Origin of the sequence: Sulfitobacter sediminilitoris (assembly GCF_010667575.1) — a bacterium.
In the GTDB taxonomy this organism is placed as follows: Bacteria; Pseudomonadota; Alphaproteobacteria; order Rhodobacterales; family Rhodobacteraceae; genus Sulfitobacter; species Sulfitobacter sediminilitoris.
Genome location: NZ_JAABNT010000003.1, coordinates 335254 through 361271 on the forward strand (window position 1 = coordinate 335254; position 26018 = coordinate 361271).

Below are 26018 nucleotides of genomic sequence, written 5' to 3' on the forward strand. Positions count from 1 at the left end.
CGTGACGCGCAAGGTCAGCATTCTGGGGGCCACCGGGTCCATCGGTCAGAACACCATTGATCTGATCGGCCGCGCGCCGGATGAGTATGACGTGGTTGCGCTGACCGGGGCCGGGAACATCGCCCAGCTTGCCAAGGACGCAATGGCGTTGAAGGCCGACGTCGCTGTGACGGCCCACGATCACCTATTGGATGACTTGCGAGACGCCTTGCGCGGCTCGGAGGTTCAGGCAGCTGCGGGCGCCGCAGCGCTTGTTGAAAGTGCAACCCGTCCAGCTGACTGGATCATGTCCGCCATTGTGGGTGCAGCGGGGCTTGCCCCCGGCCTGGCTGCGCTTGAACAAGGCACAACGCTGGCCCTGGCCAACAAGGAATCGCTGGTTTGTGCGGGCGAATTGGTGCTGCGCACGGCCAAGACCCATGGCACCGCGATTCTTCCAGTTGACAGCGAACACTCCGCCATTTTTCAGGCGTTGATCGGCGAGGACATGGGCAGTGTCGAGCGGATCATCATCACCGCCAGCGGGGGGGCATTCCGCGACTGGCCGATTGAGAAACTGGCAGAGGCAACGCTGGATCAGGCCTCAAGCCATCCCAACTGGGACATGGGCCAGCGCATCACCATCGATTCAGCCTCAATGTTCAACAAGGCGATGGAGGTTATTGAAACCCATGAATTTTTTGGCGTCGGTCCGGAACAGATCGAGGCGCTGGTACACCCCCAATCCATGATTCACGCCCTTGTCGGTTTCATCGATGGCGCGTTGATGGCGCACGTGGGTCCGCCCGATATGCGCCACGCCATCGGGTTTGCCCTGCATCACCCGGAGCGCAAGGCGCTGCCCGTTGAACGGCTTGATCTTGCGGCCATCGGCCAGTTCGAATTCCGCGCGCCCGATGAAATCCGCTGGCCCGCCTTGCGTCTTGCCCGCGAGGTGATGGAGGCAGGTGGCATGATGGGCGCGGTATTCAACGCGGCCAAGGAAACGGCGCTGGACGGATTCATTGCGGGACAGATTAAATTTACCCAGATGGCGGACGTGGTTGAGGACACCATGTCACATATGGCCGCGTTAGATAGACATATTGCTGCCACCATGACCCTTGATAACGTGCTTCAAGTAGACCATTTGGCACGTAAGGCGGCACAGGCCGCCATTGCCAAAAGAGCAGGATAACGTTTTGGATACTCTTGGACTGATACCGCAGTTTGGCGGGGTGATCTGGACTTTGGTGGCGTTTATCATCGCATTGTCGGTGATCGTGGCGATCCACGAATATGGCCACTACATCGTGGGCCGCTGGTGCGGGATCAAGGCGGATGTCTTCTCACTCGGATTTGGCCCCGTAATCTGGTCAGGCAATGATAAGCACGGGACCAAGTGGCAGATCGCAGCACTTCCTTTCGGCGGATACGTGAAGTTCGCGGGTGATGCCAATGCGGCGTCCGGCAAAGACGAAGAGGCAATGGCCGCTGTCGCGGATGATCCCGAAGCGGCACGTCACACTATGCATGGTGCGCCGCTTTGGGCGCGCTCGCTCACGGTGGCAGCTGGGCCTGCCTTCAATTTCGCCATGTCGATCCTGATTTTTTTCGCAGTGGCCTATACGCAAGGCGTTCCACGTGATCCTTTGACCGTGGGCGATCTTCGCGACCTACCACAGGGCCAATTGGAACTGCAGGAAGGGGATGAGGTTCTGGGCTTGAACGGTACCGTGATCCCCGAAGATGAAGTCGCATATTCCGCGCTGTTGGGCTCCCTGCCGACGGAACCCACCCTGACATATGATATTCGTCGGAACGGACAGGAAATGTCCGTCGAAGGTCCGTTTTTCCTGCCACCACTGGTCGTGCAGGTGGTCCCCCAATCAGCGGCGATTGAGGCTGGCTTACGTCCGGGTGACGTAATCACGGCCGTCGAAGGCCAGCCGATCTACGCTTTTTCAGAACTCAAGGCCGCAGTCGAAGGGTCAGACGGGCAGCCTCTGGCGCTTCAGGTTTGGCGCGACGGCGAAACACTTGATTTCACCATGACACCCAAGGCGGTGGATGAGCCGCAACCGGACGGGTCTTTCAAGCGCGCCCTGCGCATCGGGATCGCAGGCGGAATGGCATTTGAAGCTGCAAGCGAGACGGCAAGCATCGGCGAGGCGCTGGTGGGCGGGGTCGAGAACACGTGGCGTATCATAACGGGCTCCATTTCCGGCCTGCGTGAGATGATCATCGGAAATATCTCTACCTGCAATCTGAGCGGGCCAGTTGGAATCGCACAGGCTTCTGGCGCGATGGCAAGCCAAGGCGCGCAGTCCTTTATTTACTTCATCGCGGTTCTGAGCACGGCAGTGGGACTGCTGAACCTCTTCCCGATCCCGGCGCTTGATGGCGGCCATTTGACATTCTACGCCTACGAGGCCGTGTCAGGTAAACCGCCAAGCGACAAGGCGCTGCGGGTGCTGATGACCATAGGGTTGGCGTTGGTGCTATCCTTGATGGTCTTTGCTTTGGGGAATGATCTGTTTTGCCCTTAATCGGCTGGGCGATCCTGAAAGAACCAGACCAAATATTCACTTAACCGGGTGAATGCCCCAATCTTGCCATATTGTGTCCAATTCGTGCCTTAAAGCGCAGTTAACGTATGTTTAGTGCAATGAGGATCGACCGATGCAAGCCATTCAAACATCATATCGCGGGCTGAGCCTGTTAATGGATCTCAACTGGGATCGCGTGCTTTACATCGCGACCATCGCCTTCGCATTGGCCGCTGGCGCGTTCGTGGGGTCTGTCTACCACTGATCCCACCACAGTATGATGTTTTCATAGTGAAATGCACTGCATGATGTGGTGCTTTTTCGCGTGTCTTGGTTTTGACAAACTGTACTAACCTGCGTACTCAGGTCCCCAACGAAGTCTAAAGATTGGGTTGAAACCATGAGACTGATGACCTGGGGCGGTGCGCCAATCGGGCAGGCGCAAAGATCAACATTTGGCACCTTGCTGCGCTCGGCATCGGTTTGTGCCGTATTATCAGCGGCTTGGATGGCGCCGGCGGGCTATGTTCAAGCGCAGCAGTACCAATTCAATTCTGTTCAAATCAACGGAAACGAACGTATCGGCGACAGCGCAATCCTGCGGCAGGCTGGAATCAGCCGTGGACAGCCAGTATCAGCGGGTCAGCTGAACGACGCGTATCAGAGCCTGCAAAGCTCCGGACTGTTCGAAACGGTTGAGATTGAACCGCGTGGCGGCACATTGGTCATCACCGTGGTTGAACTGCCCACGCTGAACCGCGTGCGCTTTGAAGGTAATCAGCGGATCAAGGATGAGACGCTGGAACAGCTGGTCGGCTCGACCGAGCGGCGCGTGTTCAATCCCGCGCAGGCCGAAGCGGACGCAGCGGCCATTGCCGAAGCCTATAGCACCGAAGGTCGCATTGCGGCGCGGGTACAGCCGCGCATTATCAAACGGGACCAGAATCGGGTCGACCTAATCTTTGAAATCTTCGAAGGCAAAAACGTCGAGGTTGAACGCCTGAGTTTCGTTGGCAACCGCCAATACTCTGACCGTCGTCTGCGCCGGGTTCTGGGGACCAAGCAAGCGGGTCTTTTCCGCCGTCTGGTCCGACGCGATACCTTTGTCGAGGGCCGTGTAGAGCTCGACAAGCAACTCCTGCGGGACTTCTACCTGTCACGTGGTTACGTCGATATGCGCACGACCGCCGTAAACAGCGAAGTCACCCAAGAGCGCGATGGCTATTTCGTCTCGTACAACATCGTTGAGGGACAGCAGTTCAAGTTTGGTGAGATCAATCTGGTCTCTGAAATGCCCAACGTCGACGCCGCCGTGTACCGCGACATCGTCAAGGTGCGTCCGGGCGTCGTCTATTCACCGACGTTGGTTGAGACAGATATCGCGCGTCTTGAGCGACAGGCAATCCGCGATGGCGTCGATTTCATGCGTGTAGAGCCGCGCGTGACGCGCAACGATCGCGACCTGACATTGGACGTAACCTATGTGATCAGCCGTGGTCCGCGCGTTTTTGTTGAGCGGATTGATATTGAAGGCAACACAACCACGCTGGACCGTGTGATCCGACGCCAGTTTGACAGCGTGGAGGGTGACCCGTTCAACCCACGTGAAATTCGGCAGGCCGCAGAGCGTATCCGGGCGCTTAACTACTTTGAGACGGCAGAGGTCAACGCGCGTGAAGGCTCAAGCGATGAGCAAGTGGTCGTTGATGTGAATGTCGAGGAAAAGCCTACCGGATCTTTGAATTTCGGCGGCTCCTTCTCAAACAACGACGGCTTTGGTGTCGCGATTAGTTTTGCTGAAGAGAACTTCCTAGGCAGGGGGCAGAAACTGACCCTGTCGGTTGCTACCGCAGAGGATGCAACCCGCTACGGCATCAACTTCGTTGAACCTGCTTTGTTGGGCCGCGATCTCGCCTTTGGTCTCAACCTTGATTACGCTGAGACAAACTCGTCTTTCACGTCCTATGATACCAACCGTCTGATCGTTCAGCCAACGCTGAGCTTCCCGGTCAGTGACAACGGGCGCCTGTCTTTGCGCTACACGGCGGAAGAGATCGAGATGTTGGAGCGCGATCCGGTTGAGAATGGCCCGACTATTGCAGGTGACATCGCGGCAGGAGCTCAATGGTCATCAGCGTTGGGGTATGAATACACCTACGACACCCGTCGCACTGGACTTGATCCGAATGCGGGAATTCTGTTTCAGTTCAGTCAGGATTTTGCGGGTCTCGGAGGCGACAGTAAGTTCGTAAAAACCGTGGCCAAGGTCACTGGTGAGAAGCGGATATACAATGAAGACGTAACGCTGCGTGCAACGCTTGAAGGTGGCGCACTGGCTTGGCGCGAAGGTACAAACCGCGTGGTTGACAGGTTCCTTTTGGGGCCAAATATCATTCGCGGTTTTGAGCCTGGCGGTATCGGGCCACGTGACATCAGCGGCACGAGTAATGATCCCCTTGGTGGGAACCTATATGTCGCGGCCCGCTTTGAGGCGGAGTTCCCGATTGGTTTGCCCGAAGAATATGGCATTTCCGGCGGCGTATTCTATGACGTGGGCAACCTTTGGGATCTGGACGACGTGAATTTCAACGGCGGCAACATCGTCGGCGAAGGTGGTTCGTTCCGCCATGTGGTCGGGCTGTCGATTTTCTGGGAAACGCCGGTGGGTCCGCTGCAGTTCAACGTCTCTAAGGCCCTGAAAAGCGAAGATTTCGATGAAGAGCAAACGTTTGAAATCACGCTGCGCACTCAGTTCTAAAGGCATCTTGCACCTGTCATGAGCACATTTCACCGCAAAGCGCGTCTGACCAAAGGAAGGCGCGGCTTTGCGCGGGTTGCAAATGTGAGATTAGGACTTCAGCAGTTTCTGACGCTTTTGTGCAGCGTCTGCGCGCTGACCCTTGCAGGATGGAGCGCCCCGGTGGGTGCACAACAATCTGATAGTGGTGCGGGGCTGGGACGTGGCACGGTGATCAGTCCTGTTCTCACAATAGACTCAGAAAGGCTATTTCTGGAAAGCGCCTTTGGCCGCCGTGTGGCGGAGGAGATCGAAGCGCAAGGTGCGGAACTTGCCAAGGAGAACCGCCGAATAGAAGCGGACCTTGAAGCGGAAGAGCGTGAGCTGACCGACATGCGCGCCACCATGAGCCCCGAAGATTTTCGCGAACTGGCTGATGCCTTTGACCAGAAAGTCCAGCAAATTCGGCAGGCACAGACGGCCAAGGGGCGCGCTCTCAACGATCTGTTGGACCAGGAGCGTGAGGTGTTCCTGACAGCGGCTGCCCCTGTTCTGGAACGCTTGATGCGGGACGCGGATGCTGCAGTGATCCTTGAGCGGCGATCAGTATTTGTCAGTGCCAACGCGATTGAGATCACCGAGGACGCGATTGAGCTGCTGGATGAAACACTGGGCAGCGGTTCCGATTGAGCGCTGCTTGCCCGACCAGCGGGAAGTTGATAGCCGTGTAAGACGCACTTGCAGCCAGAGGAACCCGCATGAGCCAAGAGACCAAACGCGCTGACATTCAAACCATCCAGCGGATTCTGCCACATCGCTATCCTTTCTTGCTGGTGGACAAGGTGGAAGAGATCACCGGGACTGAATCGGCTGTCGGTTACAAGAACGTGACGATGAACGAACCCCATTTTCAGGGGCATTTTCCCGGCACGCCGATCATGCCCGGCGTGACGATTGTCGAGGCGATGGCCCAGACCGCTGGTGTGATGATCGGCGTCGCTTTGGACCAGTTGGACAAGGAAATGTTGATCTATTTCATGTCTATCGACAAATGCAAATTCCGCCGCAAGGTCATTCCGGGTGATGTGCTTCGCATGGACCTCAAGACCCTGCGGGGCAAGGCAGGCGGAAAGGTATGGCGCTTTTCCGGTGTGGCCACTGTCGAAGGCGAGATGGCTGCCGAGGCCGAATTCATGGCCATGCTGGATCTGCCGAAATGAGCAACATTCACCCCTCAGCGGTGATTGAAAAGGGTGCACAGATTGATCCCTCAGCCAAGGTGGGTCCATTTTGCGTGGTCGGCCCTGAGGTCATTCTGCATGCCGGGGTTGAACTGAAATCCCACGCCATCGTCACAGGACAGACCGAGGTCGGTGAAGATACGGTGATCTTCTCTTTCGCGGTGATCGGAGAGATCCCGCAGGACCTGAAATTCAAGGGCGAGGCCAGCCGCCTGAAAATCGGCAAACGCAATCGCATTCGCGAGCATGTGACGATGAACTGCGGCACCGAAGGCGGCGGAGGCCTTACAAAAGTCGGTGATGACGGGTTGTTTATGGCGGGATGTCACATCGCCCATGATGCGCACTTGGGTGACAGGGTGATCGTCGTGAATTCGGCGGCCGTAGCTGGTCACTGCATTATTGAGGATGACGTGATCATCGGTGGCTTGTCGGGCATCCACCAGTTCGTTCGGATCGGTCAGGGGGCGATTGTCGGCGCCGTGACGATGGTGACCAATGATGTGATCCCCTTTGGCCTTGTCCAGGCCCCCCGGGGCGAGTTGGACGGGCTGAACCTCGTCGGCCTCAAACGCAGAGGCGTGGCACGCAGCGATATCACCGCGCTCAGGGCCGCGTTCCAGATGCTGGCACAGGGCGAAGGCACGTTTCAGGACCGCGCGCAGCGGCTCGGGGATGAAACCGAAAGTGACTATGTGCGCCAGATCGTCGATTTTGTCATGGCCGATACCGGCCGACATTTCCTGACGCCGAAATGACCCTGGCGCTGATCGCAGGACGCGGGCGACTGCCCGCTGAAGTCGCAGCAGCGCAGGATGTGCCACCGCTTGTTTGCGGCTATGAGGGAACCCCGCCCGAAGGGTTGGACGTGGACCTGACATTCCGGCTGGAAACACTTGGCACTTTGCTGGTTCAACTGGGTGAGAAAGGTGTCACAAGGGTCTGTTTTTGCGGAGGAATAGATCGTCCACAGCTTGACCCTTCAAAGCTGGATGCAGAGACAATGGCGCTGGTCCCCCTGTTCCAGAAAGCCCTCGCCGCGGGCGATAACGGTGCACTACAGATCCTCAAGGAGATATTCGAACAAACTGGTTTCGAGGTGCTGGGGGCAGATGAGTTGCTGCCTGATCTTATCGCGAATCAGGGGGTTTTGTCCGAGGCATGGCCGGACGCGCAGATGCGCAGGGATGCGATACGCGGAGAGGCGGTGCTGGCGGGTATGGCGCCGCTCGATATCGGGCAGGCGTGCGTGATCGGAGCTGAGCAGGTGCTTGGTGTCGAGGCCATGGGCGGGACGGATCACCTGTTGGCCACCTTGCCTGCCAACACGCGCGACATGCGGGCGATCCTGTGCAAAGGTCCGAAACAAGGTCAGATCAGGGAAATCGATATGCCCACGATCGGCCCGGCAACGATCGAGGCAGCGTATCAGGCAGGTCTGGCGGGTGTCGTGGTCGATGCAGGCGATGTCATCATTCTTGAGGCTGACCGCTGCGCCGAACTGGCGGACCGCTACGGTCTTGTCCTGTGGGTCCGTCGCGGGGGCGAGGAATGAAAGTCTTCATCCTTGCGGGTGAGCCATCCGGTGACAGGCTGGGTGGCGCGCTGATGGCGGGATTGAAAGAACTGCACCCTGACGTGACATTTGATGGCATTGGCGGGCCAGAGATGATGGCGCAGGGACTGGAAAGCCGCTTTGACATGTCAGAGTTGAGCGTCATGGGGTTGGCCGAGATTTTGCCGAAATACCGTGCTCTGATGGCACGGATAAATGAGACAGCGCAGGCCGTTCTGGATTTACAGCCTGATGTGCTGATCACCATCGACAGCCCGGATTTCTCGCTGCGTGTCGCGCGCCGTGTGAAGGCAAAAAGTGACATAAGAACAGTCCATTATGTGGCGCCAACGGTCTGGGCGTGGCGGCCGGGGCGGGCCGAAAAGATGGCGCGCTATGTTGATCATGTGCTGGCGCTGTTCCCGTTCGAACCGCCGTATATGGAGGCGGCTGGCATGCGCTGTGACTTTGTCGGTCATCCGGTCGTTGCCGAACCGGTTGCCTCAGAAGCCGAGGCGCAGGCATTTCGCGACAGACATGGTCTCGGCGACGCGCCACTTCTTCTAGTTCTGCCAGGCTCCCGTCAGAGCGAGGTCGCACGGTTGGGACCGGTCTTTCAGCAGGTGGTCGCAAGGCTGCAACTGGTGCGTCCCGAACTGCGTGTGGTGATCCCGGCTGCGGCGCCTGTTGTAGGGGCAGTCAGACGACTGACACAGAACTGGGGACCTCAGCCATTGATCCTTAATCCGCTTGCGCAGGACGTTGCGGACCCCGTGGCCGAAAAGAGCGCCGCCTTTCGCGCCGCGAACGTGGCCTTGGCCGCGTCCGGAACGGTGTCGCTGGAATTGGCTGCCAGCAAGACCCCGATGGTGATTGCCTACGACATGAATTGGCTGAGCCGCCAGATCATCGGACGGATGGTGAAAGTGGATACCGTGACCTTGGTCAATCTGGTGTCAGAAACCCGCGCGGTGCCAGAGTTCATCGGTGCAAATTGTCGGCCGGGCCCCATTGCAGATGGCGTGTTGAAGGTGCTGGTTGCCCCGGATGCCCAACAAGCCGCCATGGAGCTTACGATGGACCGATTAGGCCGCGGGGGCGAGGCGCCGGGGCTCAGGGCTGCGCGGGCGGTGCTGGACGGGCTCTGATCCGAAGCCGCGCCCGTGGCGCGCAAGTGGTCTATTGGGGCTCTGCCCCAAACCCCGGAATTGTATTGGAAAGATGAAGTCCGGGGTCAGCCTCTGTGAATCCAACCGCCGCCGAAGATGCGGCTGCTTTCGGGATCGTAGAATACGCAGGCCTGACCCGGAGAGACACCCTCTTCCGGCGTGAGGAGTTCGACCTCGGCAGTGGTGTCTGAGAGGGGGCGCAGAATGGCGTCGCGCGGGGGGCGGGTGGAGCGGACCTTGACCGCGATGGGCCATTCGGCGCGTGAGGTGAGCGGGGCGTCGCCCAGCCAGTTGATCTCTTTCACCGGGATGGTGCGGGTGGCGAGCATGGTTTTGGGGCCGACAACGACCTCCTTGCGGTCGGCGTCGAGTTTGACCACGTAAAGCGGGTCGGCGAGCCCGCCAATGCCCAGCCTCCGGCGCTGGCCGATGGTGTAGTGGATGATGCCGTCGTGTTGGCCCAGCACGTTCCCATCGGTGTCCACGATATTGCCGGGGTCCGCAGCCTCGGGGCGCAGTTTGCGGATGACGGCGGCATAGTCACCGTTTGGGACAAAGCAGATGTCCTGACTGTCGGGCTTCATCGCCACGCTGAGCCCGTATTTGGCGGCGAGCGCGCGGGTGTCATCCTTGGAAGGAAGATGGCCCAGTGGGAAGCGCAGATAATCCAGTTGTTCCGGCGTGGTGGAGAAAAGGAAATAGCTTTGGTCCCGGCTGGCGTCGGCGGCGCAGTGCAGCTCGGGGCCGTCAGGGCCCATCTTGCGCTGGATGTAGTGGCCGGTGGCCATGCAATCCGCCTCAAGATCCTTTGCCGTCTCCAACAGATCCTTGAATTTCACCCGCTCGTTGCACCGAATGCAGGGGACAGGAGTGGCCCCGCCCAGATAACTGTCGGCAAATTCGTCGATCACAGCGTCCTGAAAGATGTTCTCGTAATCCAGCACATAATGTGGAAAGCCCATCTCTTCGGCCACGCGGCGTGCGTCGTGAATATCGATCCCGGCACAGCAGGCGCCTTTTTTCGCAAGCGCCGCACCGTGGTCGTAGAGCTGCAGCGTGACGCCAACGACATCATAGCCTTCTTCGGCCAGCATGGCTGCCACGACAGAACTGTCCACGCCACCAGACATTGCCACAACAACCCGCGTGTCGGCGGGCGCCTTGGCAAAGCCAAGCGAATTCAGTGGTGGGGTCTGATCAAGGGCCATCATTCTCTCCGGGAGGTGTTAGGGGGGAATATAGGAAAATCCTAATTACTCACAAGGGGCGGCTTCATGCAGCGTTAAGGGGCTTTCGTCAATGTCGGCGCAAGCGAAGTTGTGGAAGGTACCTATGTATCTGAAAAAAGTGGATGGTCCCCGATCGGTGACGCTTGCAGATGGCAGCGTCATGAGCCAGGCCGATTTACCGCCCGCCAGCACGCGGCGCTGGGTTGCCTCGCGCAAGGCAGCGGTAGTGCGCGGTGTGGTCTATGGTTTGATCTCTCAGGCCGACGCGTTGCAGCGATATCAGATCAGCGAAGAAGAGTTTTTGGAGTGGGTCCGCGCGGTCACAGAGCACGGCGAAGCAGCTTTGAAAGCGACGGCACTACAAAAGTATATACAACCTTAAGTTGCAAAGATAGATTCTCAACTATCGGTAACGGGTGGTTAACCTTTTTTGTTCACGATCCATTCCAAGAAGATGATGACTAATCGGAGAATGTGAATGCGTGTGCTGCTTGTTGAAGACGATCCCACGACCTCTCGAAGCATCGAATTGATGCTGACCCATGCCAATCTGAATGTCTATGCCACAGACCTTGGCGAGGAAGGGATCGATCTGGCCAAGCTATACGATTATAAACTTATTTTGCTGGACCGTGACCTGCCAGACATGAACGGGCACGAGGTGCTGCGACAGCTGCGTCTAAGTCGGATTGAGACACCCATCTTGATCCTGTCAGGGTCTGATGACACTGAGAACAAGATCAAGGGATTTGGGTTTGGCGCGGATGATTATCTGACCAAACCGTTCCACCGGGAAGAGCTGGTGGCACGCATTCATGCCATCATCAGGCGGTCCAAAGGGCACTCCCAATCCATCATCGAAACTGGTCAGATTGCTGTCAATCTTGATGCCAAAACTGTCAGCGTGGACAACCAGAACGTGCATCTGACAGGTAAGGAATATCAGATGCTGGAACTGCTGTCCCTGCGCAAGGGTACGACGCTGACCAAAGAGATGTTTCTGAACCATCTGTACGGCGGCATGGATGAGCCTGAATTGAAAATCATCGATGTTTTCATCTGCAAACTGCGTAAGAAGCTGAGCACGGCAACCGGCGGCGAAAATTACATCGAAACGGTCTGGGGCCGTGGATATGTCCTTCGCGATCCGGAACCCGCAGTAATGAACATGGCCGCCTCCGCCTGAGGGCCTTACGGGTGAAATCGACCTAGACCTGCTTTGTCCTGCGACCTATCTCTTGTCCCATAAGCCAAGAGCTGGCGAAGGGGCAGGAGCAAATGACGGCAAAGATCGCAGTAGCAGCGCTGACACAGGAACAGGCGGCAGAAGAACTGGCACGGCTGGCGAAGGTTCTTGGGCAGGCCAATGCCGACTACTACGTGTCGGACGATCCGAAACTGGATGATGCCACCTATGATGCGCTAAAACTGCGCAATGCGGCGATAGAAGACCGCTTTCCCGACCTGAAACGAAAAGACAGCCCAACTGAGCAAGTTGGGGCGGTACCGGCTGATGGCTTTTCGAAAATCACACATGCGGTTGCGATGCTGTCGCTGGCCAACGCATTTGATCCTGAAGATGTCACTGAATTCGACGGCCGCGTTCGTAAATATCTGGGGCTCAGTGCCGATGCGTCCCTGTCCTACACTGCCGAGCCAAAGATCGACGGGCTATCTCTATCGCTCAGATACGAAGACGGGATTCTGATCCATGCGGCGACGCGCGGCGACGGGGCGGTGGGCGAGAACGTCACCGCAAATGCGCGTACAATTGGCGATATTCCAGAGCGCATATTGGGTGCACCAGACGTACTGGAGGTGCGCGGCGAGGTTTACATGAGCCACGCCGATTTCGAAGCACTAAACGAAAGGCAAGCGCGATCAGGTGGCAAATCATTTGCCAATCCGCGCAATGCCGCAGCAGGTTCTTTACGCCAGCTTGACAGCCAGATCACAAAATCCCGCCCGTTGCGCTTTTTTGCATATGCGTGGGGCGAACTGTCCAATCCTTTATCAACCACCCAGTTTGGCGCGATGGAACGGCTTGCGGATCTTGGGTTCTCCACCAATCCGCTCACCACGCTTTGTGACGGGCCGAAGGATTTGTTGGCGCACTACAGGCAGATTGAAGAACAACGTGCGACCTTGGGATACGACATTGATGGCGTTGTCTACAAGGTGAACGATCTGGCGCTTCAGGACCGGTTGGGCTTTCGTTCAACCACGCCACGCTGGGCGATCGCGCATAAATTCGCGGCAGAACTGGCATGGACCTGGCTTCACGGTATCGACATTCAGGTGGGCCGTACCGGAGCGTTATCTCCTGTGGCCCGTTTGCAGCCGGTGACAGTGGGCGGCGTGGTCGTCTCCAATGCGACGCTCCACAATGAAGACTACATCAAGGGCCTTGACAGCAAGGGGGCGGAAATTCGCGGCGGCAAGGACATCCGCGTCGGGGACTGGGTGCAGGTCTACCGCGCAGGAGATGTGATTCCCAAGGTTGCGGATGTAGATCTGTCGAAACGCCCAGCCGATGCGGAACCGTTCGAGTTTCCGCACATCTGTCCGGAATGCGGAAGTGACGCCGTGCGCGAGCCAGGAGACGCGGTGCGGCGCTGTACGGGTGGGATGATCTGCCCGGCGCAGGCGGTGGAAAAGCTGAAACACTTCGTCTCACGGGCTGCATTTGACATAGAAGGTCTAGGGGCGAAGCAGGTGGAGCTCTTCTATTTCCTCCACTGGATCAAGGAGCCTGCCGACATTTTCACGTTAAAGGCGAGGGATGCGGCGGCCAGCAAGCTGAAGGATAATCTAAGCGCGTTCTTGGAGCAGCAATTCAGTCTGTCCGACCGCGCACAAGAAACCCGCCAGAAATATGGGGAGCTGTTGCGCGGCGTCGAAATTCCCGTGGAAGAGACTGATGACGGCGCCCTTGATCAGGCGATCCGGTACCTCGCCCAGAAACCCTTGGCACAGGTGAAGGGCTGGGGCGAAAAATCTGCGACCAATCTTTTTCAGGCAATTGAGGAGAAACGCCAAATCCCCTTGGACCGTGTCATTTTCGCGCTTGGGATCAGACATGTGGGGGAGGCCGCTTCAAATTTGATCGCGTTGCATTATGGCACTTGGCATGCCTTCGAGGCAGCTATGACTGAGGCCGAAAGCCAACAGGGTTCTGCGTGGGAAGACTTGATCAGCATCGATGGGGTAGGCACTGTCATGGCCGGATCGCTGGTCAATGCTTTTGCCCAAGAGCGTGAGCGCGCCTCGATCGACCGTTTAATCTCTGAGTTGGACGTACAAGAGGTCAAACGCGCCGATACCACGGGCAGCCCGGTGGCGGGCAAGACGGTTGTCTTCACCGGCACGCTGGAACAGATGACCCGGGCCGAGGCCAAAGCACGTGCAGAACGCTTGGGTGCCAAGGTCTCAGGCTCGGTCAGTGCCAAGACGGACATTCTGGTGGCCGGTCCCGGTGCCGGATCAAAAGCGAAGAAGGCGGCAGAGCTTGGCATTGAAACATTGGACGAAGAGGGCTGGCTGCGCCTGATCGGCAACGCATGAGCCAGCGACCGGAGCCCCTGTTTCCGCTCTTTGCCGGTCTTGAAACGCTTGAAGGCGTTGGCCCAAAGACCGCACAACATTTCGCCCATCTGGGCGTACAGGCACCGCGCGATCTGCTCTTTACCTTACCCCATACAGGCATCGACCGGAGCCGTCGCGATACGCTCAAGGACGCTGTTCTGCCCGCCACCTTGACCGTGGCAGTGACTGTCGGGTCGCACCGGCCCGCACGCAACCGGGGCGGTGCTTACCGCATTCACGTGGAAGACGCCGAGACGAGCTTTCAACTGGTCTATTTCCACGCGCGCGGTGATTATCTTGAACGCCAACTGCCGCCAGGATCGCGACGCATCGTGTCGGGCCGGGTTGAGCTGTTCGATGGTATCGCGCAGATGGTGCATCCCGATTTCGCGGTGCCAGAGGATGCCGCCAGCGACATTCCCGCATTTGAGCCGGTATATCCGCTGACCAGCGGCGTGACGCAGAAGCTGATGTACAAGGCCACGCGCGGTGCGCTTTCCCGTGTGCCCCAGATGGCGGAATGGATTGACCCGGCACAGAAGCTTCAGGCCGGCTGGCCCGACTTCATCGATGCTGTGCACAAGGCGCACGAACCCGAAACGCTAGCTGATCTATCCTCCACTGCACCGGCCCGCGAAAGGCTGGCCTATGATGAACTTTTCGCACATCAGATCACGCTTGCCCTCGCGCGGCAGCGGGAGAGACGCAAAAAGGGCCGCACCACAACCGGCGACGGTAAGCTGCAGGCCCGCGTATTGGCGGCGCTGCCCTACAAACCCACGGCTGCACAAGAGCGCGCCGTGGCTGAAATCACTCAGGATATGGCCAGTGCGCAACGGATGAACCGGCTTTTGCAGGGGGATGTGGGTGCTGGCAAAACACTGGTGGCCTTCCTCGCTCTTTTGCGTGCGGTTGAGGGCGGCGGTCAGGGTGTGCTGATGGCCCCTACGGAAATCCTCGCAAGACAGCATTTACAAGGCCTGCGCCCGCTGGCCGAAGAAGCCGGGGTCGTTCTTGAAATTCTGACAGGCAGGGACAAAGGAGGCGAAAGGCAGGCCAAACTGGCGGCCTTGGCGCGGGGCGATATTCAGGTTCTGATCGGCACCCATGCGGTCTTTCAGGCAGATGTCGAGTTTGCCGATCTGAGGCTCGCAGTCGTGGATGAACAGCACCGTTTCGGAGTGCGTCAACGGTTGGAGCTGGGGCAGAAAGGCGACCGCGCCGATGTACTGGTCATGACGGCGACGCCGATCCCCCGGTCACTGGCGCTTGCCCAATACGGTGACATGGACGTTTCGGTACTGGATGAGAAACCACCCGGTCGGCAGCCGATCAAGACAGCGCTGGTGAGCACGGACAGGCTGGATCAGGTGATTGACCGTCTTCGCGCGGCCATCGCTGAAGGGCGCCAGTGTTATTGGGTCTGCCCGCTGGTTGAAGAAAGCGAGGTCAGTGACCTGATCGCGGCGGAGGAACGTTTCAAACGGCTTCGTGCTGCCTTGGGAGAAGGGATTGTCGGGCTGGTTCATGGTCAGATGCCCCCGGCGGAAAAAGACGCGGCGATGAAGGCGTTCCAGGAAGGCCAGACCCAGGTGCTGGTGGCCACCACGGTCATTGAGGTTGGCGTGGACGTCCCCAACGCGACGATCATGGTGATTGAGCGCGCAGAAACCTTTGGACTGGCGCAACTCCACCAGTTGCGCGGACGTGTCGGACGGGGGCAGGGCGCCTCCACCTGCCTGTTGATGTACCAGCAACCGCTCAGCGAAACAGGACAGCAGAGACTTGAGGTGCTACGCGAAACCGAAGACGGATTCGTGATTGCCGAAACTGACCTCAAGATGCGCGGGACCGGCGACCTGATCGGAACGGCGCAATCGGGTGTCCCCCGGTTCAAGGTCGCCGACCTTGAACGGCAATCCGGGCTGATGGCCACGGCGCAATCGGATGCGCGCAAGCTGTTGGCCGAGGATCCTGAGTTGACCAGCGACCGGGGTCAAGCCGCCCGCATGTTGCTTTGGTTGATGCGGCAGGACGAAGCAATTCTTTTGATTTCAGTCGGTTAACCCATTTCGTTCCAATTTGTTCGCAAATGTTCTTAAAAAGTTCTTTACAGCGGATTAATAAAATGAGAACAAAGAGGCAACAAAGACGGAGGATCAGATGACAACGCTCAGAACACTTAAGACCATCGCGACACGCTCTCAGGACACGCTTCTGCAGGATGCCATCGGTGCGGCGGCTTTGGTTGTGATGCTTGTCGTTGCCCTGCACTTGCCTGCTTTTGTTTGATTTCTGCCTGCGCTCTCATGCCGTTTTGGCCCTTGCATCCGTCCCAATAGATGCAGCCGACTGACACTGCCTGTCCTTGATCGGTTTCGGGTTCCCACCCATGGTCCTTAACGGGTCCCACATGAGAAACGCTTTCCTTACGCCGCCATCCGCTCCGGATGTGCGGCGTTTTTTTTACCGGTATATGATATAATTATGAAAACGGGTCGCTAAGCCTATAGTTCGCCCTCATTTGCCGGTGCCATGGCCTGCTCCATCGCTTCTACGATAGCCTCCATGCTCAACATGATGGACGCATGTCGGTTCTTGTACTCCACGGCGGGCTTCAGCACTTCGAACCCGTCAAAGGGCGCATCAGGAACATCGCCCTTGCCCTTGAGCATCGCGCGAAGCTGATCGCGCCCGCGGATGATATCTTCAAGCTTGGCGCCAACTGCACCTGCACCTGCAACCGCCGCTGCGGCCTGGCCAAGGGCGCAGGCTTTGACGTCCTGTCCCAGATCGGTCAGACGCTCACCTTCCACTCTCACATCCACTGTCACGGTTGAGCCGCAGAGCGGCGAGCGGCGCTTGACCGTCGCATCAGGCGCATCCAGCCGTCCCAGATGCGGGATATCCGCTGCCAACGCCAGAATGCGCGATGAATATAATTTGATCAGGTCCGTATCGCCCGACATGGCTGTTTCCTTTGTCGTTCAATGCTTACATAAACCCCCGCAAGCGAGATGCAAAAACTTTTGAGCAGGGGGCGACAACATGGCCTTTGATCCCGAGACGCTGACATTCAATGACGCAGGTCTGATCCCGGCGATTGCGCAGGACGCTCAGACCAAAGAGGTACTGATGCTGGCCTGGATGAACGTCGACAGCATTCGGCGCACGCTGGAGACGGGGCGCGTCACCTATTGGAGCCGATCCCGGAAGGAATTCTGGGTGAAGGGAGAGACAAGCGGGAATACGCAAGAGCTGATCGATCTGCGATTTGATTGCGATCAGGACTGTCTACTGGTGCTGGTGAACCAAACCGGACCAGCCTGCCATACCGGGCGGCGCGACTGCTTTTACCGGGCGGTGCGCGACGGCGAAATTGTCGAGTTGTCACAACCGATTTGAGATCATAAAGCACATGAAGACGGCCATCTAAATACTTAGTTTAGAACGGATTTCATCCGGAGTTAAACCTTCGGACCTGTACAGCGATATAGCCCGCGCATCATCTCTCTTGGCCAGCCGCTTGCCGTTCTCGTCGCGGATCAGGCGGTGATGATGATAGATCGGCGTGGGCAGTCCCAGCAGCCGTTGAAGCAGAACGTGAATTTGCGTGGCCTCGAACAGATCCGCCCCTCTCACCACATGGCTGATGTCCTGCGCGGCGTCATCCAGCACGACGGACAAATGATAGGACGTGCCCATGTCCCGGCGCGCAAGCACCGCGTCACCGACCTGCGTAATCAGTTCAGCGGAAGACACCGTCACCGCAGCGGGTTCTGTCCCGGTTTCAGTGAAACGGAGGTCAGAGACCCCCGCGACCGCCTTTCTCATGTCCAGCCTCAGCGTCATTCCCCTGGGCCGCGATCCAAGTCTGTCTGATTTTTCGCGGCACGTTCCGGGATACACAATCCCGTCAGGACCCAGGAGCGGCGTACCTTCTTGCGGTGCTGAGGTGGCGGCGGCAATATCTGCGCGGCTGCAGGTGCAGGGGTACAGCAACCCTTCCGCCCAAAGCCTATCGAGTGCCGCATCATACGCATCTTGGCGTTCAGATTGCCGCATCACCGGTTCCGGCCAGTCGATCCCCAGCCAGTGCAGATCATCGTAGATCTGTGCCTCCCATTCGGGGCGGGCACGGCTTTGATCAATGTCCTCTATGCGCAACAGGAACACACCGTCGGCGGCCATCGCCATGTCATAGGCCAACAGGGCTGAAAAGGCATGTCCAAGGTGTAGCGGCCCTGTCGGTGACGGGGCAAATCGTGTGCGGAAACTCACGTTTTTTCAAGAATATAGACGTTGGACTTCATGTTGAGACCGGGCAAATGGTCGCCGCGCTCCCGAAAGAGCAGACGCGCTGCACCACAGTCAGTCCATTCACTGATCCGCGCTTCGTGGATGGGGTCCTGCAGCGTGTGATCATTGAATGAGAACACCAAACGTCCATCGCTGTCCAGCGCATGCATCAACGTATCCAGAACCGAAATGGGTGCCGCGCCTGACCCGATCACACCGATGGCAGCAATCGATGGATAAGCCCCTTTGGCCAAGCCGTCGTCTCCGGCCACTTGGCTAAGGTTGCGATAGACGTTCTTGTCTTTTGCCTTCGCCAACATTTCCGGTGACAAATCCACCCCGTCGATGGTTGTAAACCCCGCCAGCTTTAACGCCAGCCCGGAAAGCCCTGTACCACAACCAAAATCCAGCACCGGTGCTGTCTTGTCATTGGTGAACTGGGCAAGCGCCGCGGCACATCGGCCAGGCGTGACGTAGCCATTCTTGGCGACTTCGGCCTCGTAGCTTTCGGCCCAGGCGTCATAGATTTCACGTGTCTCATCCTCGCCACGTGCGGCGTAGACCTTGTCGAGAAAATTATCTGTCATGCCTAAAGCTTAGGCAGGCACAGTGTCCCTGTCCAGCCACGTCTGCCAGTCGACCTTGGCCCGGTCGGTGTAGGCCTTGTATCGGTCTTTGCGGCCGCGCCGCCCGCCCTTGAGGCCCTCAACTGGTGGAAACAGGCCGAAGTTCACGTTCATCGGCTGGAAGGTTTTGGCATCGGCCCCGCCGGTGATGTGCGTGATCAACGCGCCCGTGGCAGTCGTGTTCGGTGGTGCGGACATCGGGGTGCCGATGATTTCTGCCGTCGCCATCCGACCCGCGAGCAGCCCCATTGCGGCACTCTCGACGTAGCCTTCTACCCCTGTGATCTGGCCTGCGAACCGGATGTTTGGGCGCGAGCGCAGACGCATCTGATCATCCAGAAGCGTCGGTGAGTTTATGAATGAATTCCGATGGATACCGCCAAGCCGGGCAAAGGACGCGTCTTCAAGGCCCGGTATCATCTTGAACACATCGGTCTGTGCGCCGTACTTCATTTTGGTCTGAAAACCGACCATGTTGTATAGCGTGCCCAGCTTGTTGTCGCGGCGCAGCTGCACCACGGCGTAGGGCTTTTTGTCCGGCTCATGTGGGTTGGTCAGGCCGACCGGTTTCATCGGACCAAAGCGCAATGTTTCGCGGCCCCGTTCGGCCATCACTTCGATGGGAAGGCAGCCATCGAAATATCCGGCGGTCTCTCCCTCGCGGAACACTGTCTTGTCGGCAGCCAGAAGCGCGTCGATGAAAGCCTCGTATTCGTCCTTCGTCATCGGACAGTTGAGGTAGGCGGTGCGCTCTTCCTCGGTCTCGCCCTTGTCATAGCGGGACTGCATCCAGGCGCGGTCCATGTTGATGCTGTCGAAATAGACGATCGGCGCAATGGCGTCGAAAAACGCCAGCGCCTCGGCACCCGTCTCAGCTGCGATCGCCTCGGCCAGAGCGCCTGAGGTCAAGGGGCCGGTCGCAATGATCCAATGGCCATCTGTGGGAAGTTCAGTGATCTCGCCGTATTCTACGCGCACATTGGAATGCGACATCAACGCGTCGGTCACCGATTGCGCAAAGGGATCGCGGTCCACGGCCAATGCGCCACCTGCGGGCAAACGGTGCTTGTCAGCCGTTTGCATGATCAGCCCGTTGGCCGCGCGCATTTCCCAGTGCAGCAGCCCCACCGCATTCTGTTCCGAATCGTCCGAACGGAAGGAATTTGAGCAGACCATTTCGCCCAAAAGGCCCGTTTGATGCGCAAAGGTGCCGACTTTGGGCCGCATTTCATGCAGCACAACCTGAACGCCCGCATTGGCCGCTTGCCATGCAGCTTCGGACCCGGCCATTCCGCCGCCTATGATATGAAGTTCCTGTGTCATAGCGGCGATGTAGGGCAGGGCGCTGTGCGACGCAACAGCCTTGGTGACGCAGGGTCTATGGTAATTTGGGGAAACTTTTGGGGTCGCCGCTGCGGGAATGGCCGATCAGTGAGAGGCTGATCTGGAGGGACCTTCCGCCGACGGCGACCCAAATATTCGGTCGGGCAACTGCCCTGACATAAACATGCCCTAATTGTGCCAGAATTTATATAGCTATGTTTTCAACAATCCTGACGATTAGTGGAAACAATCACTGATCCCAATCTGGATTGCGTTTTTCGAGGAAAGCGTCGATCCCCTCGCGCGTGTCAGCGCGCAGCATATTCTGTACCATCACGTCACCCGTATAAGCATAAGCATCAGCCGTATTCATAGCGATCTGATTGTAAAATGCTTCTTTGCCGATCTTCACTGCGGCGCCCAGTTTCGATGCTACCAGATCAGCAAGCCTCGTGGTCTCCTCGGCCAGGGCGCTTTCGGGAACTACACGGTTAACCAACCCCAGCGCCTGCGCGCGCTCTGCTGAAATGAATTCACCTGTTGTCAGCATCTCGAAGGCTTGCTTGCGCGGAATGTTACGGCTGAGTGCCACCATCGGGGTCGAGCAAAAAAGCCCTATGTTTACCCCGTTCACCCCGAATTTGGTGCCTTCTGCCGCAACCGCCATGTCGCATGTTGCAACCAATTGGCAGCCAGCCGCAGTGGCAATGCCGTGAACCTGCGCGATCATCGGCTGCGGCATCGACTGCACCCGCGCCATGACGCTGGCGCAGCGGTCGAACAGATCCTTGAAAGCAGCGGCACCGCCATCCTCTGCCTGCCGCATGGCAGTCATCTGTCTCAGGTCGTGGCCTGCGCAAAACGCCTTGCCCGTCCCTGCAAGCGTGATGACGCGGGTGCTGCTGTCTTTGGCAAGGGCATCCAACGTTTCCTGCAAGGCCGCCAACATCTCATCCGACAACGCATTCAGCCGTTCAGGCGCGTTCATTGTCAGATGGCTTATCGCGCCCCGTTGCGTCACGTCCAAAATTGCCATCTTGCCTCTCCCCCTTGTTTCGCGCCAATCCTAAGCCAACGCATTAGGAGAGGACAAGCATGACGCCTGTAATGACCGCAGAAGAGCTCAACGAATTCATGCGCGAGGTTTTTCAGCAAGTCGCCGATGACTTCAATGTCGATCACGTAGGTGAGGGCGAGGTGACCATGCGCCTGCTGACGCAGGAAAAACACTTACGGCCGGGCGGCACGGTTTCTGGCCCCTCAATGTTCGGCCTCGCGGATGTGGCGGCCTATGTTGTCACGCTGTCGCAAATTGGCCCAAAGGCGTTGGCGGTAACTACAAACTGCTCGATTGATTTCATGCGCAAGCCGGTTGCGAATGTGCCCCTGATTGCGAAGGCACGTCTTTTGAAACTGGGCAAGCAACTGTCTGTTACCGATGTACTGCTGTACTCGGAAGGGATGGATGCGCCAGTCGCCAGAGCCAGCCTGACCTATGCGATTCCACCACGCAGCATGGGCTGAATAAAAATGGGCCGGGAAATCCCGGCCCAAGTGGAAGAGGTCTGACGGTCGCAAACGGGGATGTTACGAGCGCCAGAACACACGACGAGACTCAAAATCAGCCTCCTTCGGTGTCAGCCCCACATCGCGCAGCTGCCACGGCTCCAACCGGGAGAGAGCGAGCCGTGTACGGCGGCGAGTGGCCCATTTCGTCACCAAGACCGCGAATTTCACCGCCATACGCGCGGCAATAGGCGTGCCGGGCTGTGACAGGATGCTAAGAGCATCAAGGGGGATCGATCTTGCGTGTGCCATGGGAAATCTCCTTGCCTTAATTGTATTGACACAATGTAGCCAATTGCTACAATCACACGATATAAATATTGATACAAAGCTGCTAGGAAAACATTGTAATGGATACAATTTGGTCGCCTGATGCATTGGATGGGGCAAAACCTAAGTACAAAGCAGTTGTTACAATGATCCGCGATCAGATTGCGCTGGGGAGCATCCAGATCGGAGAAAAGCTGCCGCCTGTGCGCGAATTGGCCTGGCAGCTCAAGATCACCCCTGGCACGGTTGCGCGGGCCTATACGGTCTTGACCGACAGTGGTGTGCTGCAGGCCGAAGTGGGACGCGGCACTTTCGTTGCAGATCCTCACCATGTCATGGAAGACAACTTGCCATCCGTCCCGTTGAACCTGATCGAAGTCGATTCAGTGCCTCACAATTCCAGCGGCGAGGGCAATACGGTCAATCTGTTCTCACCGCATCTGCCAAATGGTGGCCAGGCTGAACTGATCCGCAAACTTTTGGGCGAAATTGCGCTCGATCCGCCATCGGGGATCATGCACTACCCGTCACGCCCTAGTGCCAAACCTGCACGCGAGGCGATGGTCCAATGGCTTCAGGGCGCGCCAATCGGACCGATCGATGAAGGCGACATTGTCCTTTCGCATGGGGGGCAAAACGCAATTTTGCTGGTGTTCCAAACGATACTGAAGGGCAGGCGGCCCACCGTCTTCGTTGAAGAACTCGCCTATCCCGGATTTCGCCGTGCGGCGGAATTGGTCCGGGCCGACGTTGTGTCGGTGGCCTGCGACCGGGATGGAATCATCCCCGAAGCGCTGGCCGAGGCGGCTGAGCGCCACCCGGAAGCACAAATCCTCTGTACATCGCCCGAAGTGCACAGCCCGACCTGCGGTTTCACCCCGATGGAGCGGCGACATGCGCTTGTCGAGGTCGCCCGAAAGGCTGACCTGCAAATCGTTGAGGATGATTGCTACCGTATGGGCCGCGCCGAGGGCGAGGGCTATCGCTTGTTGGCACCAGAGCGGGGCTGGTACCTGAGTTCATTGTCCAAATCGATCACGCCTGCGCTGCGGATCGGCTGTGCCATCGGCCCGCGTGGTATGTCAGGGGCCCTGCACCGATCTGCAGAGCATGGCTTTTTCGGCCTTGCCACCCCCATGATTGATCTAGCCGCCGCGCTTTTGTCGCATCCGCAACTGCCGGAATTCATGAAGCGGTCCCGGCTTGGGGTAGAGGAATACGTCAAAATCGCTGTCAACGCCCTGGGGGGCTTTGATTTGCGCTGGCGCAAGGATGTGCCGTTCCTTTGGCTGCATCTGCCACAGGGCTGGCGGGCCTCGGCCTTTTGTCAGGCGGCGGAAAAGCAGGGTATCCAGATCAGGGCAGCCGAGGAATTTGCCAGCCGCGATGCCCAGACACCGCACGCTGTCCGCATGGCGGTGAACGGAGGCGTGTCCTTTGGCCGGTTTGAGAAAGCGATGGAATGCCTGCGTGACCTGCTGGAAAATCCGGCAGAGCAAATCAGTGTCTAATTTTGGGGTATTATTATACCTAATTTTTAAGATGTTGTTTTGGCTATATTTTTTCAGATTTACGCCGCTTGACGCTGCCTGCGCAACCCTTATAAACCGCCCATCACTGATGCGTGTCGTCTTTGGGCGGCCCCGATCACCGTTAAACAGGAACATCCGATGAAAACCTTTACTGCTACACCGGCAGACATCGACAAGAAATGGATCATCATCGACGCCGAAGGTGTCGTGCTGGGCCGTCTTGCATCGATCGTTGCCATGCGCCTGCGCGGCAAGCACAAGCCGTCCTTCACGCCTCACATGGATTGTGGTGACAACGTAATCGTCATCAACGCCGAGAAAATCCAGATGACCGGCAAGAAGCGCGAAGAAAACTTCTACTGGCACACAGGCCACCCCGGCGGCATCAAGTCGCGCACCAAGGCACAGATCCTTGAAGGCGCGCACCCAGAGCGTATCGTGACCCAAGCGGTCAAGCGCATGCTGCCCGGCAACCGCCTGAGCCGCCAGATCATGACCAACCTGCGTGTATACGCCGGCGCGGATCACCCCCATGAGGCGCAAAGCCCCGAGGTTCTGGACGTTGAGGCCATGAACAAGAAAAACACCCGGAGCGCATAAAGATGGCTGACGAAATCAAAACACTCGAAGACCTCGCAGAGGTCGTGACCGAGGACATCGGCGCGGTTCAGGGCACACCTGAGACGCAGGAAATCACCCGTGAGCCCGTTCGCGATGAACTGGGTCGTTCCTATGCAACAGGCAAGCGGAAGGACGCGATTGCCCGCGTCTGGATCAAGCCTGGTTCCGGCAAGGTCACCGTGAACGGCAAAGAGCAGAACACCTACTTTGCCCGTCCGGTTCTTCAGATGATCCTGGCGCAGCCTTTTGGCATCACCAACACCGAAGGCCAGTTCGACGTCTTCGCCACCGTCAAGGGCGGTGGTCTGTCTGGTCAGGCCGGTGCGGTCAAGCACGGTATTTCCAAGGCGCTGCAGCTGTATGATCCCAGCCTGCGCGGCGCACTGAAAGCGGCAGGCTTCCTGACCCGCGACAGCCGTGTGGTTGAGCGTAAGAAGTACGGTAAAGCGAAAGCGCGTAAGAGCTTCCAGTTCTCCAAGCGTTAAGCTGTTCGTATATGTTTCGGAAAGGGCCGTACCGATTGGTGCGGCCCTTTTTGGTTTCACGGCACGCTGTGCCGCGAACGGACAGAGGGATCAGCCCGGATGAGGAAGGCGGATAGCCCCGCAGGATTAATTACCGAGAAAAGAGTAGATTGCGGGAAATGCACCCGGCCGAGAGGATTGTCGATGCGGATGGGCCCGCAAATGGTTTTCTTTGTCGATGGTCGTGCCTAGACTGGGGCAAACAGGAAAGGCTTCCGATGCAATACTCCGTTCTCGATCTGGCACCGGTGCCCGAAGGCAGCGACATCCCGCAGGCCCTTCGCAACACAACCGATCTGGCGCAGACGGCGGAGAGGCTGGGCTTTCACCGCTACTGGATGGCGGAACACCACAACATGCCGGGTATTGCCAGCGCGGCGACCTCTGTGCTGATTGGTCACGTGGCGGCGCATACCAAAAACATTCGCGTGGGCGCGGGCGGCATCATGCTGCCCAACCACGCACCGCTTGCGATCGCCGAACAGTTCGGGACGCTGTCCGCCCTTTACGGCGACCGCATCGACCTTGGTCTGGGGCGCGCACCGGGCGGGGATCACGCCGTCTATCATGCGCTGCGCCGCGCGGGCAGTGACGACTTTCCGGGCGATGTAATGGAACTACTGGGCTATTTGGGCGACGCGAAGGCGAACGCGCAGGTCCGCGCGTTACCGGGCGAAGGCAGTCACGTACCGCTCTGGATCCTAGGCTCGTCGCTCTATGGCGCTCAGCTTGCTGCGCATTTCGGGCTTCCTTATGCCTTTGCGTCCCATTTCGCACCAGACGCGCTCGAACAGGCGATTGACGTCTATCGCAGGACATTCCGGCCCTCCGAGCATCTGGATGCGCCGCGCTTCATGTTGGCGGTAAATGTTTTCGCAGCCGACACTGACGAAAAGGGGGCCTATCTGCGCACGTCGATGCAGCAGGCTTTCGCACGGATGCGGACCGGAACGCGGGGCAAGCTGCCGCGCCCCGTGGAGGATATCGACGCGGTGATCGGTGCGGGCGTGCGGCGCAGCGTGGATCAGATGTTGCGGATTTCAGCGGCGGGCAGCCCTGCCAGCATCCGTGCTCAGATGCAGGAATTCATCGCGCGCTATGCCCCAGACGAGATCATTCTGACCAGCCAGATTCACGATCATGCGGCGCGCAAGCGGTCTTTGACTATTGCGGCTGATGTACTGATGAATGCAGAACCTGCCTTGGCCTGAGC

General features: G+C 58.2%; 27 protein-coding genes. 20 read left to right on the plus strand and 7 right to left on the minus strand.

All coding sequences use genetic code 11. From position 1 onward, the window contains the following. Window position 1: 1 nt before the first annotated feature. The 9 genes from dxr (at window position 2) to lpxB (ending at window position 9209) form a co-directional block, all read left to right on the plus strand. Window positions 2-1177: a 1-deoxy-D-xylulose-5-phosphate reductoisomerase gene (dxr, locus tag GV827_RS07185; protein ID WP_164353108.1), complete on the plus strand. Its 1176-nt coding sequence runs from the start codon at window positions 2-4 to the stop codon at window positions 1175-1177. A gap of 4 nt (window positions 1178-1181) precedes the next feature. After that, the gene (rseP, locus tag GV827_RS07190) at window positions 1182-2528 is read left to right on the plus strand and encodes an RIP metalloprotease RseP (RefSeq protein WP_164353109.1); all 1347 of its coding nucleotides are present in this window, start codon (window positions 1182-1184) and stop codon (window positions 2526-2528) included. A 133-nt stretch (window positions 2529-2661) separates the two neighbouring features. Beyond that, complete coding sequence (locus GV827_RS23855) at window positions 2662-2793, plus strand: hypothetical protein (RefSeq protein ID WP_268895724.1); 132 nt, start codon at window positions 2662-2664, stop codon at window positions 2791-2793. A 144-nt stretch (window positions 2794-2937) separates the two neighbouring features. Beyond that, the gene (bamA, locus tag GV827_RS07195) at window positions 2938-5286 is read left to right on the plus strand and encodes an outer membrane protein assembly factor BamA (protein WP_204325786.1); all 2349 of its coding nucleotides are present in this window, start codon (window positions 2938-2940) and stop codon (window positions 5284-5286) included. Between the two features lie 18 nt (window positions 5287-5304). Next, on the plus strand, window positions 5305-5955 hold the full coding sequence (locus GV827_RS07200; RefSeq protein WP_164353111.1) for an OmpH family outer membrane protein: 651 nt from the start codon (window positions 5305-5307) through the stop codon (window positions 5953-5955). A 68-nt stretch (window positions 5956-6023) separates the two neighbouring features. Next, entirely contained in the window at window positions 6024-6485 is a 462-nt protein-coding gene (gene fabZ / locus GV827_RS07205; RefSeq protein ID WP_164353112.1) for a 3-hydroxyacyl-ACP dehydratase FabZ, read from the plus strand. Further along, complete coding sequence (gene lpxA, locus GV827_RS07210; RefSeq protein ID WP_164353113.1) at window positions 6482-7264, plus strand: acyl-ACP--UDP-N-acetylglucosamine O-acyltransferase; 783 nt, start codon at window positions 6482-6484, stop codon at window positions 7262-7264. Before fabZ ends, lpxA begins: the two co-directional genes overlap by 4 nt. Next, entirely contained in the window at window positions 7261-8061 is an 801-nt protein-coding gene (locus GV827_RS07215) for an LpxI family protein (protein ID WP_164353114.1), read from the plus strand. The genes lpxA and GV827_RS07215 overlap by 4 nt, the downstream gene beginning before the upstream one ends. Then, entirely contained in the window at window positions 8058-9209 is a 1152-nt protein-coding gene (gene lpxB, locus GV827_RS07220; RefSeq protein ID WP_164353115.1) for a lipid-A-disaccharide synthase, read from the plus strand. The genes GV827_RS07215 and lpxB overlap by 4 nt, the downstream gene beginning before the upstream one ends. An 86-nt stretch (window positions 9210-9295) precedes the next feature. Here the strand turns inward: lpxB and mnmA are convergent, their stop codons facing one another. Continuing rightward, window positions 9296-10438 carry a tRNA 2-thiouridine(34) synthase MnmA gene (mnmA, locus tag GV827_RS07225; RefSeq protein WP_164353116.1) on the minus strand — a complete coding sequence of 381 codons (1143 nt, stop codon included), beginning with the start codon at window positions 10436-10438 and terminating at the stop codon, window positions 9296-9298. A 124-nt stretch (window positions 10439-10562) separates the two neighbouring features. On the opposite strand from mnmA, the gene sciP reads away from it, so the two are divergent. From sciP to GV827_RS23860, 5 genes are all read left to right on the plus strand, one after another. Beyond that, window positions 10563-10841: a CtrA inhibitor SciP gene (gene sciP / locus GV827_RS07230; RefSeq protein ID WP_164353221.1), complete on the plus strand. Its 279-nt coding sequence runs from the start codon at window positions 10563-10565 to the stop codon at window positions 10839-10841. A gap of 96 nt (window positions 10842-10937) precedes the next feature. Then, on the plus strand, window positions 10938-11645 hold the full coding sequence (ctrA, locus tag GV827_RS07235; protein ID WP_164353117.1) for a response regulator transcription factor CtrA: 708 nt from the start codon (window positions 10938-10940) through the stop codon (window positions 11643-11645). A 92-nt stretch (window positions 11646-11737) separates the two neighbouring features. Continuing rightward, a complete protein-coding gene (gene ligA / locus GV827_RS07240; RefSeq protein ID WP_164353118.1) occupies window positions 11738-14023 on the plus strand; it encodes an NAD-dependent DNA ligase LigA in 2286 nt (761 codons plus the stop codon). Beyond that, a complete protein-coding gene (recG, locus tag GV827_RS07245; protein ID WP_164353119.1) occupies window positions 14020-16110 on the plus strand; it encodes an ATP-dependent DNA helicase RecG in 2091 nt (696 codons plus the stop codon). Before ligA ends, recG begins: the two co-directional genes overlap by 4 nt. Window positions 16111-16207: 97 nt before the next feature. Continuing rightward, window positions 16208-16336 carry a hypothetical protein gene (locus tag GV827_RS23860; RefSeq protein ID WP_268895725.1) on the plus strand — a complete coding sequence of 43 codons (129 nt, stop codon included), beginning with the start codon at window positions 16208-16210 and terminating at the stop codon, window positions 16334-16336. 215 nt (window positions 16337-16551) lie between these two features. On the opposite strand, the gene GV827_RS07250 is transcribed toward GV827_RS23860, so the two are convergent. Next, window positions 16552-17013: an iron-sulfur cluster assembly scaffold protein gene (locus GV827_RS07250; RefSeq protein WP_164353120.1), complete on the minus strand. Its 462-nt coding sequence runs from the start codon at window positions 17011-17013 to the stop codon at window positions 16552-16554. A gap of 79 nt (window positions 17014-17092) precedes the next feature. Here GV827_RS07250 and hisI point away from each other — a divergent pair, with 79 nt between their 5' ends. Beyond that, on the plus strand, window positions 17093-17449 hold the full coding sequence (hisI, locus tag GV827_RS07255) for a phosphoribosyl-AMP cyclohydrolase (protein ID WP_164353121.1): 357 nt from the start codon (window positions 17093-17095) through the stop codon (window positions 17447-17449). A gap of 27 nt (window positions 17450-17476) precedes the next feature. Here the strand turns inward: hisI and gluQRS are convergent, their stop codons facing one another. From gluQRS to GV827_RS07275, 4 genes are all read right to left on the minus strand, one after another. Continuing rightward, window positions 17477-18325 carry a tRNA glutamyl-Q(34) synthetase GluQRS gene (gene gluQRS / locus GV827_RS07260; protein ID WP_164353122.1) on the minus strand — a complete coding sequence of 283 codons (849 nt, stop codon included), beginning with the start codon at window positions 18323-18325 and terminating at the stop codon, window positions 17477-17479. Further along, a complete protein-coding gene (locus GV827_RS07265; protein ID WP_164353123.1) occupies window positions 18322-18930 on the minus strand; it encodes a class I SAM-dependent DNA methyltransferase in 609 nt (202 codons plus the stop codon). Before GV827_RS07265 ends, gluQRS begins: the two co-directional genes overlap by 4 nt. A gap of 9 nt (window positions 18931-18939) precedes the next feature. Next, window positions 18940-20292, minus strand: coding sequence for a methylenetetrahydrofolate--tRNA-(uracil(54)-C(5))-methyltransferase (FADH(2)-oxidizing) TrmFO (trmFO, locus tag GV827_RS07270; RefSeq protein ID WP_164353124.1), 1353 nt, complete (start codon window positions 20290-20292; stop codon window positions 18940-18942). A 250-nt stretch (window positions 20293-20542) separates the two neighbouring features. Further along, window positions 20543-21328 (minus strand): enoyl-CoA hydratase, encoded by a 786-nt coding sequence (locus GV827_RS07275; RefSeq protein WP_164353125.1) that lies wholly within the window; start codon window positions 21326-21328, stop codon window positions 20543-20545. Between the two features lie 59 nt (window positions 21329-21387). Between GV827_RS07275 and GV827_RS07280 the strand changes: the two genes are divergently transcribed. Continuing rightward, on the plus strand, window positions 21388-21816 hold the full coding sequence (locus GV827_RS07280; RefSeq protein WP_164353126.1) for a PaaI family thioesterase: 429 nt from the start codon (window positions 21388-21390) through the stop codon (window positions 21814-21816). Window positions 21817-21879: 63 nt separating this feature from the next. Here the strand turns inward: GV827_RS07280 and GV827_RS07285 are convergent, their stop codons facing one another. Next, window positions 21880-22110 carry a DUF1127 domain-containing protein gene (locus GV827_RS07285; protein WP_164353127.1) on the minus strand — a complete coding sequence of 77 codons (231 nt, stop codon included), beginning with the start codon at window positions 22108-22110 and terminating at the stop codon, window positions 21880-21882. A 98-nt stretch (window positions 22111-22208) separates the two neighbouring features. Here GV827_RS07285 and GV827_RS07290 point away from each other — a divergent pair, with 98 nt between their 5' ends. From GV827_RS07290 to GV827_RS07305, 4 genes are all read left to right on the plus strand, one after another. Continuing rightward, window positions 22209-23639, plus strand: a complete 1431-nt coding sequence (locus tag GV827_RS07290; protein ID WP_164353128.1) for an aminotransferase-like domain-containing protein — start codon at window positions 22209-22211, stop codon at window positions 23637-23639. 159 nt (window positions 23640-23798) lie between these two features. After that, window positions 23799-24260 (plus strand): 50S ribosomal protein L13, encoded by a 462-nt coding sequence (gene rplM / locus GV827_RS07295; RefSeq protein ID WP_164353129.1) that lies wholly within the window; start codon window positions 23799-23801, stop codon window positions 24258-24260. 2 nt (window positions 24261-24262) lie between these two features. Continuing rightward, window positions 24263-24766: a 30S ribosomal protein S9 gene (rpsI, locus tag GV827_RS07300; RefSeq protein ID WP_164353130.1), complete on the plus strand. Its 504-nt coding sequence runs from the start codon at window positions 24263-24265 to the stop codon at window positions 24764-24766. Between the two features lie 257 nt (window positions 24767-25023). Beyond that, a complete protein-coding gene (locus tag GV827_RS07305; RefSeq protein WP_164353131.1) occupies window positions 25024-26016 on the plus strand; it encodes an LLM class flavin-dependent oxidoreductase in 993 nt (330 codons plus the stop codon). Window positions 26017-26018 lie beyond the last annotated feature (2 nt).

What these genes read in the sequence shown, in the direction of transcription:
- GV827_RS23855 (WP_268895724.1), top strand. Translation starts at nt 2,662, where the DNA reads ATGCAAGCCATTCAAACATCATATCGCGGGCTGAGCCTGTTAATGGAT.
- bamA (WP_204325786.1), top strand. Translation starts at nt 2,938, where the DNA reads ATGACCTGGGGCGGTGCGCCAATCGGGCAGGCGCAAAGATCAACATTT.
- GV827_RS07200 (WP_164353111.1), top strand. Translation starts at nt 5,305, where the DNA reads ATGAGCACATTTCACCGCAAAGCGCGTCTGACCAAAGGAAGGCGCGGC.
- fabZ (WP_164353112.1), top strand. Translation starts at nt 6,024, where the DNA reads ATGAGCCAAGAGACCAAACGCGCTGACATTCAAACCATCCAGCGGATT.
- lpxA (WP_164353113.1), top strand. Translation starts at nt 6,482, where the DNA reads ATGAGCAACATTCACCCCTCAGCGGTGATTGAAAAGGGTGCACAGATT.
- GV827_RS07215 (WP_164353114.1), top strand. Translation starts at nt 7,261, where the DNA reads ATGACCCTGGCGCTGATCGCAGGACGCGGGCGACTGCCCGCTGAAGTC.
- lpxB (WP_164353115.1), top strand. Translation starts at nt 8,058, where the DNA reads ATGAAAGTCTTCATCCTTGCGGGTGAGCCATCCGGTGACAGGCTGGGT.
- mnmA (WP_164353116.1), bottom strand. Translation starts at nt 10,438, where the DNA reads ATGGCCCTTGATCAGACCCCACCACTGAATTCGCTTGGCTTTGCCAAG.
- sciP (WP_164353221.1), top strand. Translation starts at nt 10,563, where the DNA reads ATGTATCTGAAAAAAGTGGATGGTCCCCGATCGGTGACGCTTGCAGAT.
- ctrA (WP_164353117.1), top strand. Translation starts at nt 10,938, where the DNA reads ATGCGTGTGCTGCTTGTTGAAGACGATCCCACGACCTCTCGAAGCATC.
- ligA (WP_164353118.1), top strand. Translation starts at nt 11,738, where the DNA reads ATGACGGCAAAGATCGCAGTAGCAGCGCTGACACAGGAACAGGCGGCA.
- recG (WP_164353119.1), top strand. Translation starts at nt 14,020, where the DNA reads ATGAGCCAGCGACCGGAGCCCCTGTTTCCGCTCTTTGCCGGTCTTGAA.
- GV827_RS23860 (WP_268895725.1), top strand. Translation starts at nt 16,208, where the DNA reads ATGACAACGCTCAGAACACTTAAGACCATCGCGACACGCTCTCAGGAC.
- GV827_RS07250 (WP_164353120.1), bottom strand. Translation starts at nt 17,013, where the DNA reads ATGTCGGGCGATACGGACCTGATCAAATTATATTCATCGCGCATTCTG.
- hisI (WP_164353121.1), top strand. Translation starts at nt 17,093, where the DNA reads ATGGCCTTTGATCCCGAGACGCTGACATTCAATGACGCAGGTCTGATC.
- GV827_RS07265 (WP_164353123.1), bottom strand. Translation starts at nt 18,930, where the DNA reads ATGACAGATAATTTTCTCGACAAGGTCTACGCCGCACGTGGCGAGGAT.
- trmFO (WP_164353124.1), bottom strand. Translation starts at nt 20,292, where the DNA reads ATGACACAGGAACTTCATATCATAGGCGGCGGAATGGCCGGGTCCGAA.
- GV827_RS07275 (WP_164353125.1), bottom strand. Translation starts at nt 21,328, where the DNA reads ATGGCAATTTTGGACGTGACGCAACGGGGCGCGATAAGCCATCTGACA.
- GV827_RS07280 (WP_164353126.1), top strand. Translation starts at nt 21,388, where the DNA reads ATGACGCCTGTAATGACCGCAGAAGAGCTCAACGAATTCATGCGCGAG.
- GV827_RS07285 (WP_164353127.1), bottom strand. Translation starts at nt 22,110, where the DNA reads ATGGCACACGCAAGATCGATCCCCCTTGATGCTCTTAGCATCCTGTCA.
- GV827_RS07290 (WP_164353128.1), top strand. Translation starts at nt 22,209, where the DNA reads ATGGATACAATTTGGTCGCCTGATGCATTGGATGGGGCAAAACCTAAG.
- rplM (WP_164353129.1), top strand. Translation starts at nt 23,799, where the DNA reads ATGAAAACCTTTACTGCTACACCGGCAGACATCGACAAGAAATGGATC.
- rpsI (WP_164353130.1), top strand. Translation starts at nt 24,263, where the DNA reads ATGGCTGACGAAATCAAAACACTCGAAGACCTCGCAGAGGTCGTGACC.
- GV827_RS07305 (WP_164353131.1), top strand. Translation starts at nt 25,024, where the DNA reads ATGCAATACTCCGTTCTCGATCTGGCACCGGTGCCCGAAGGCAGCGAC.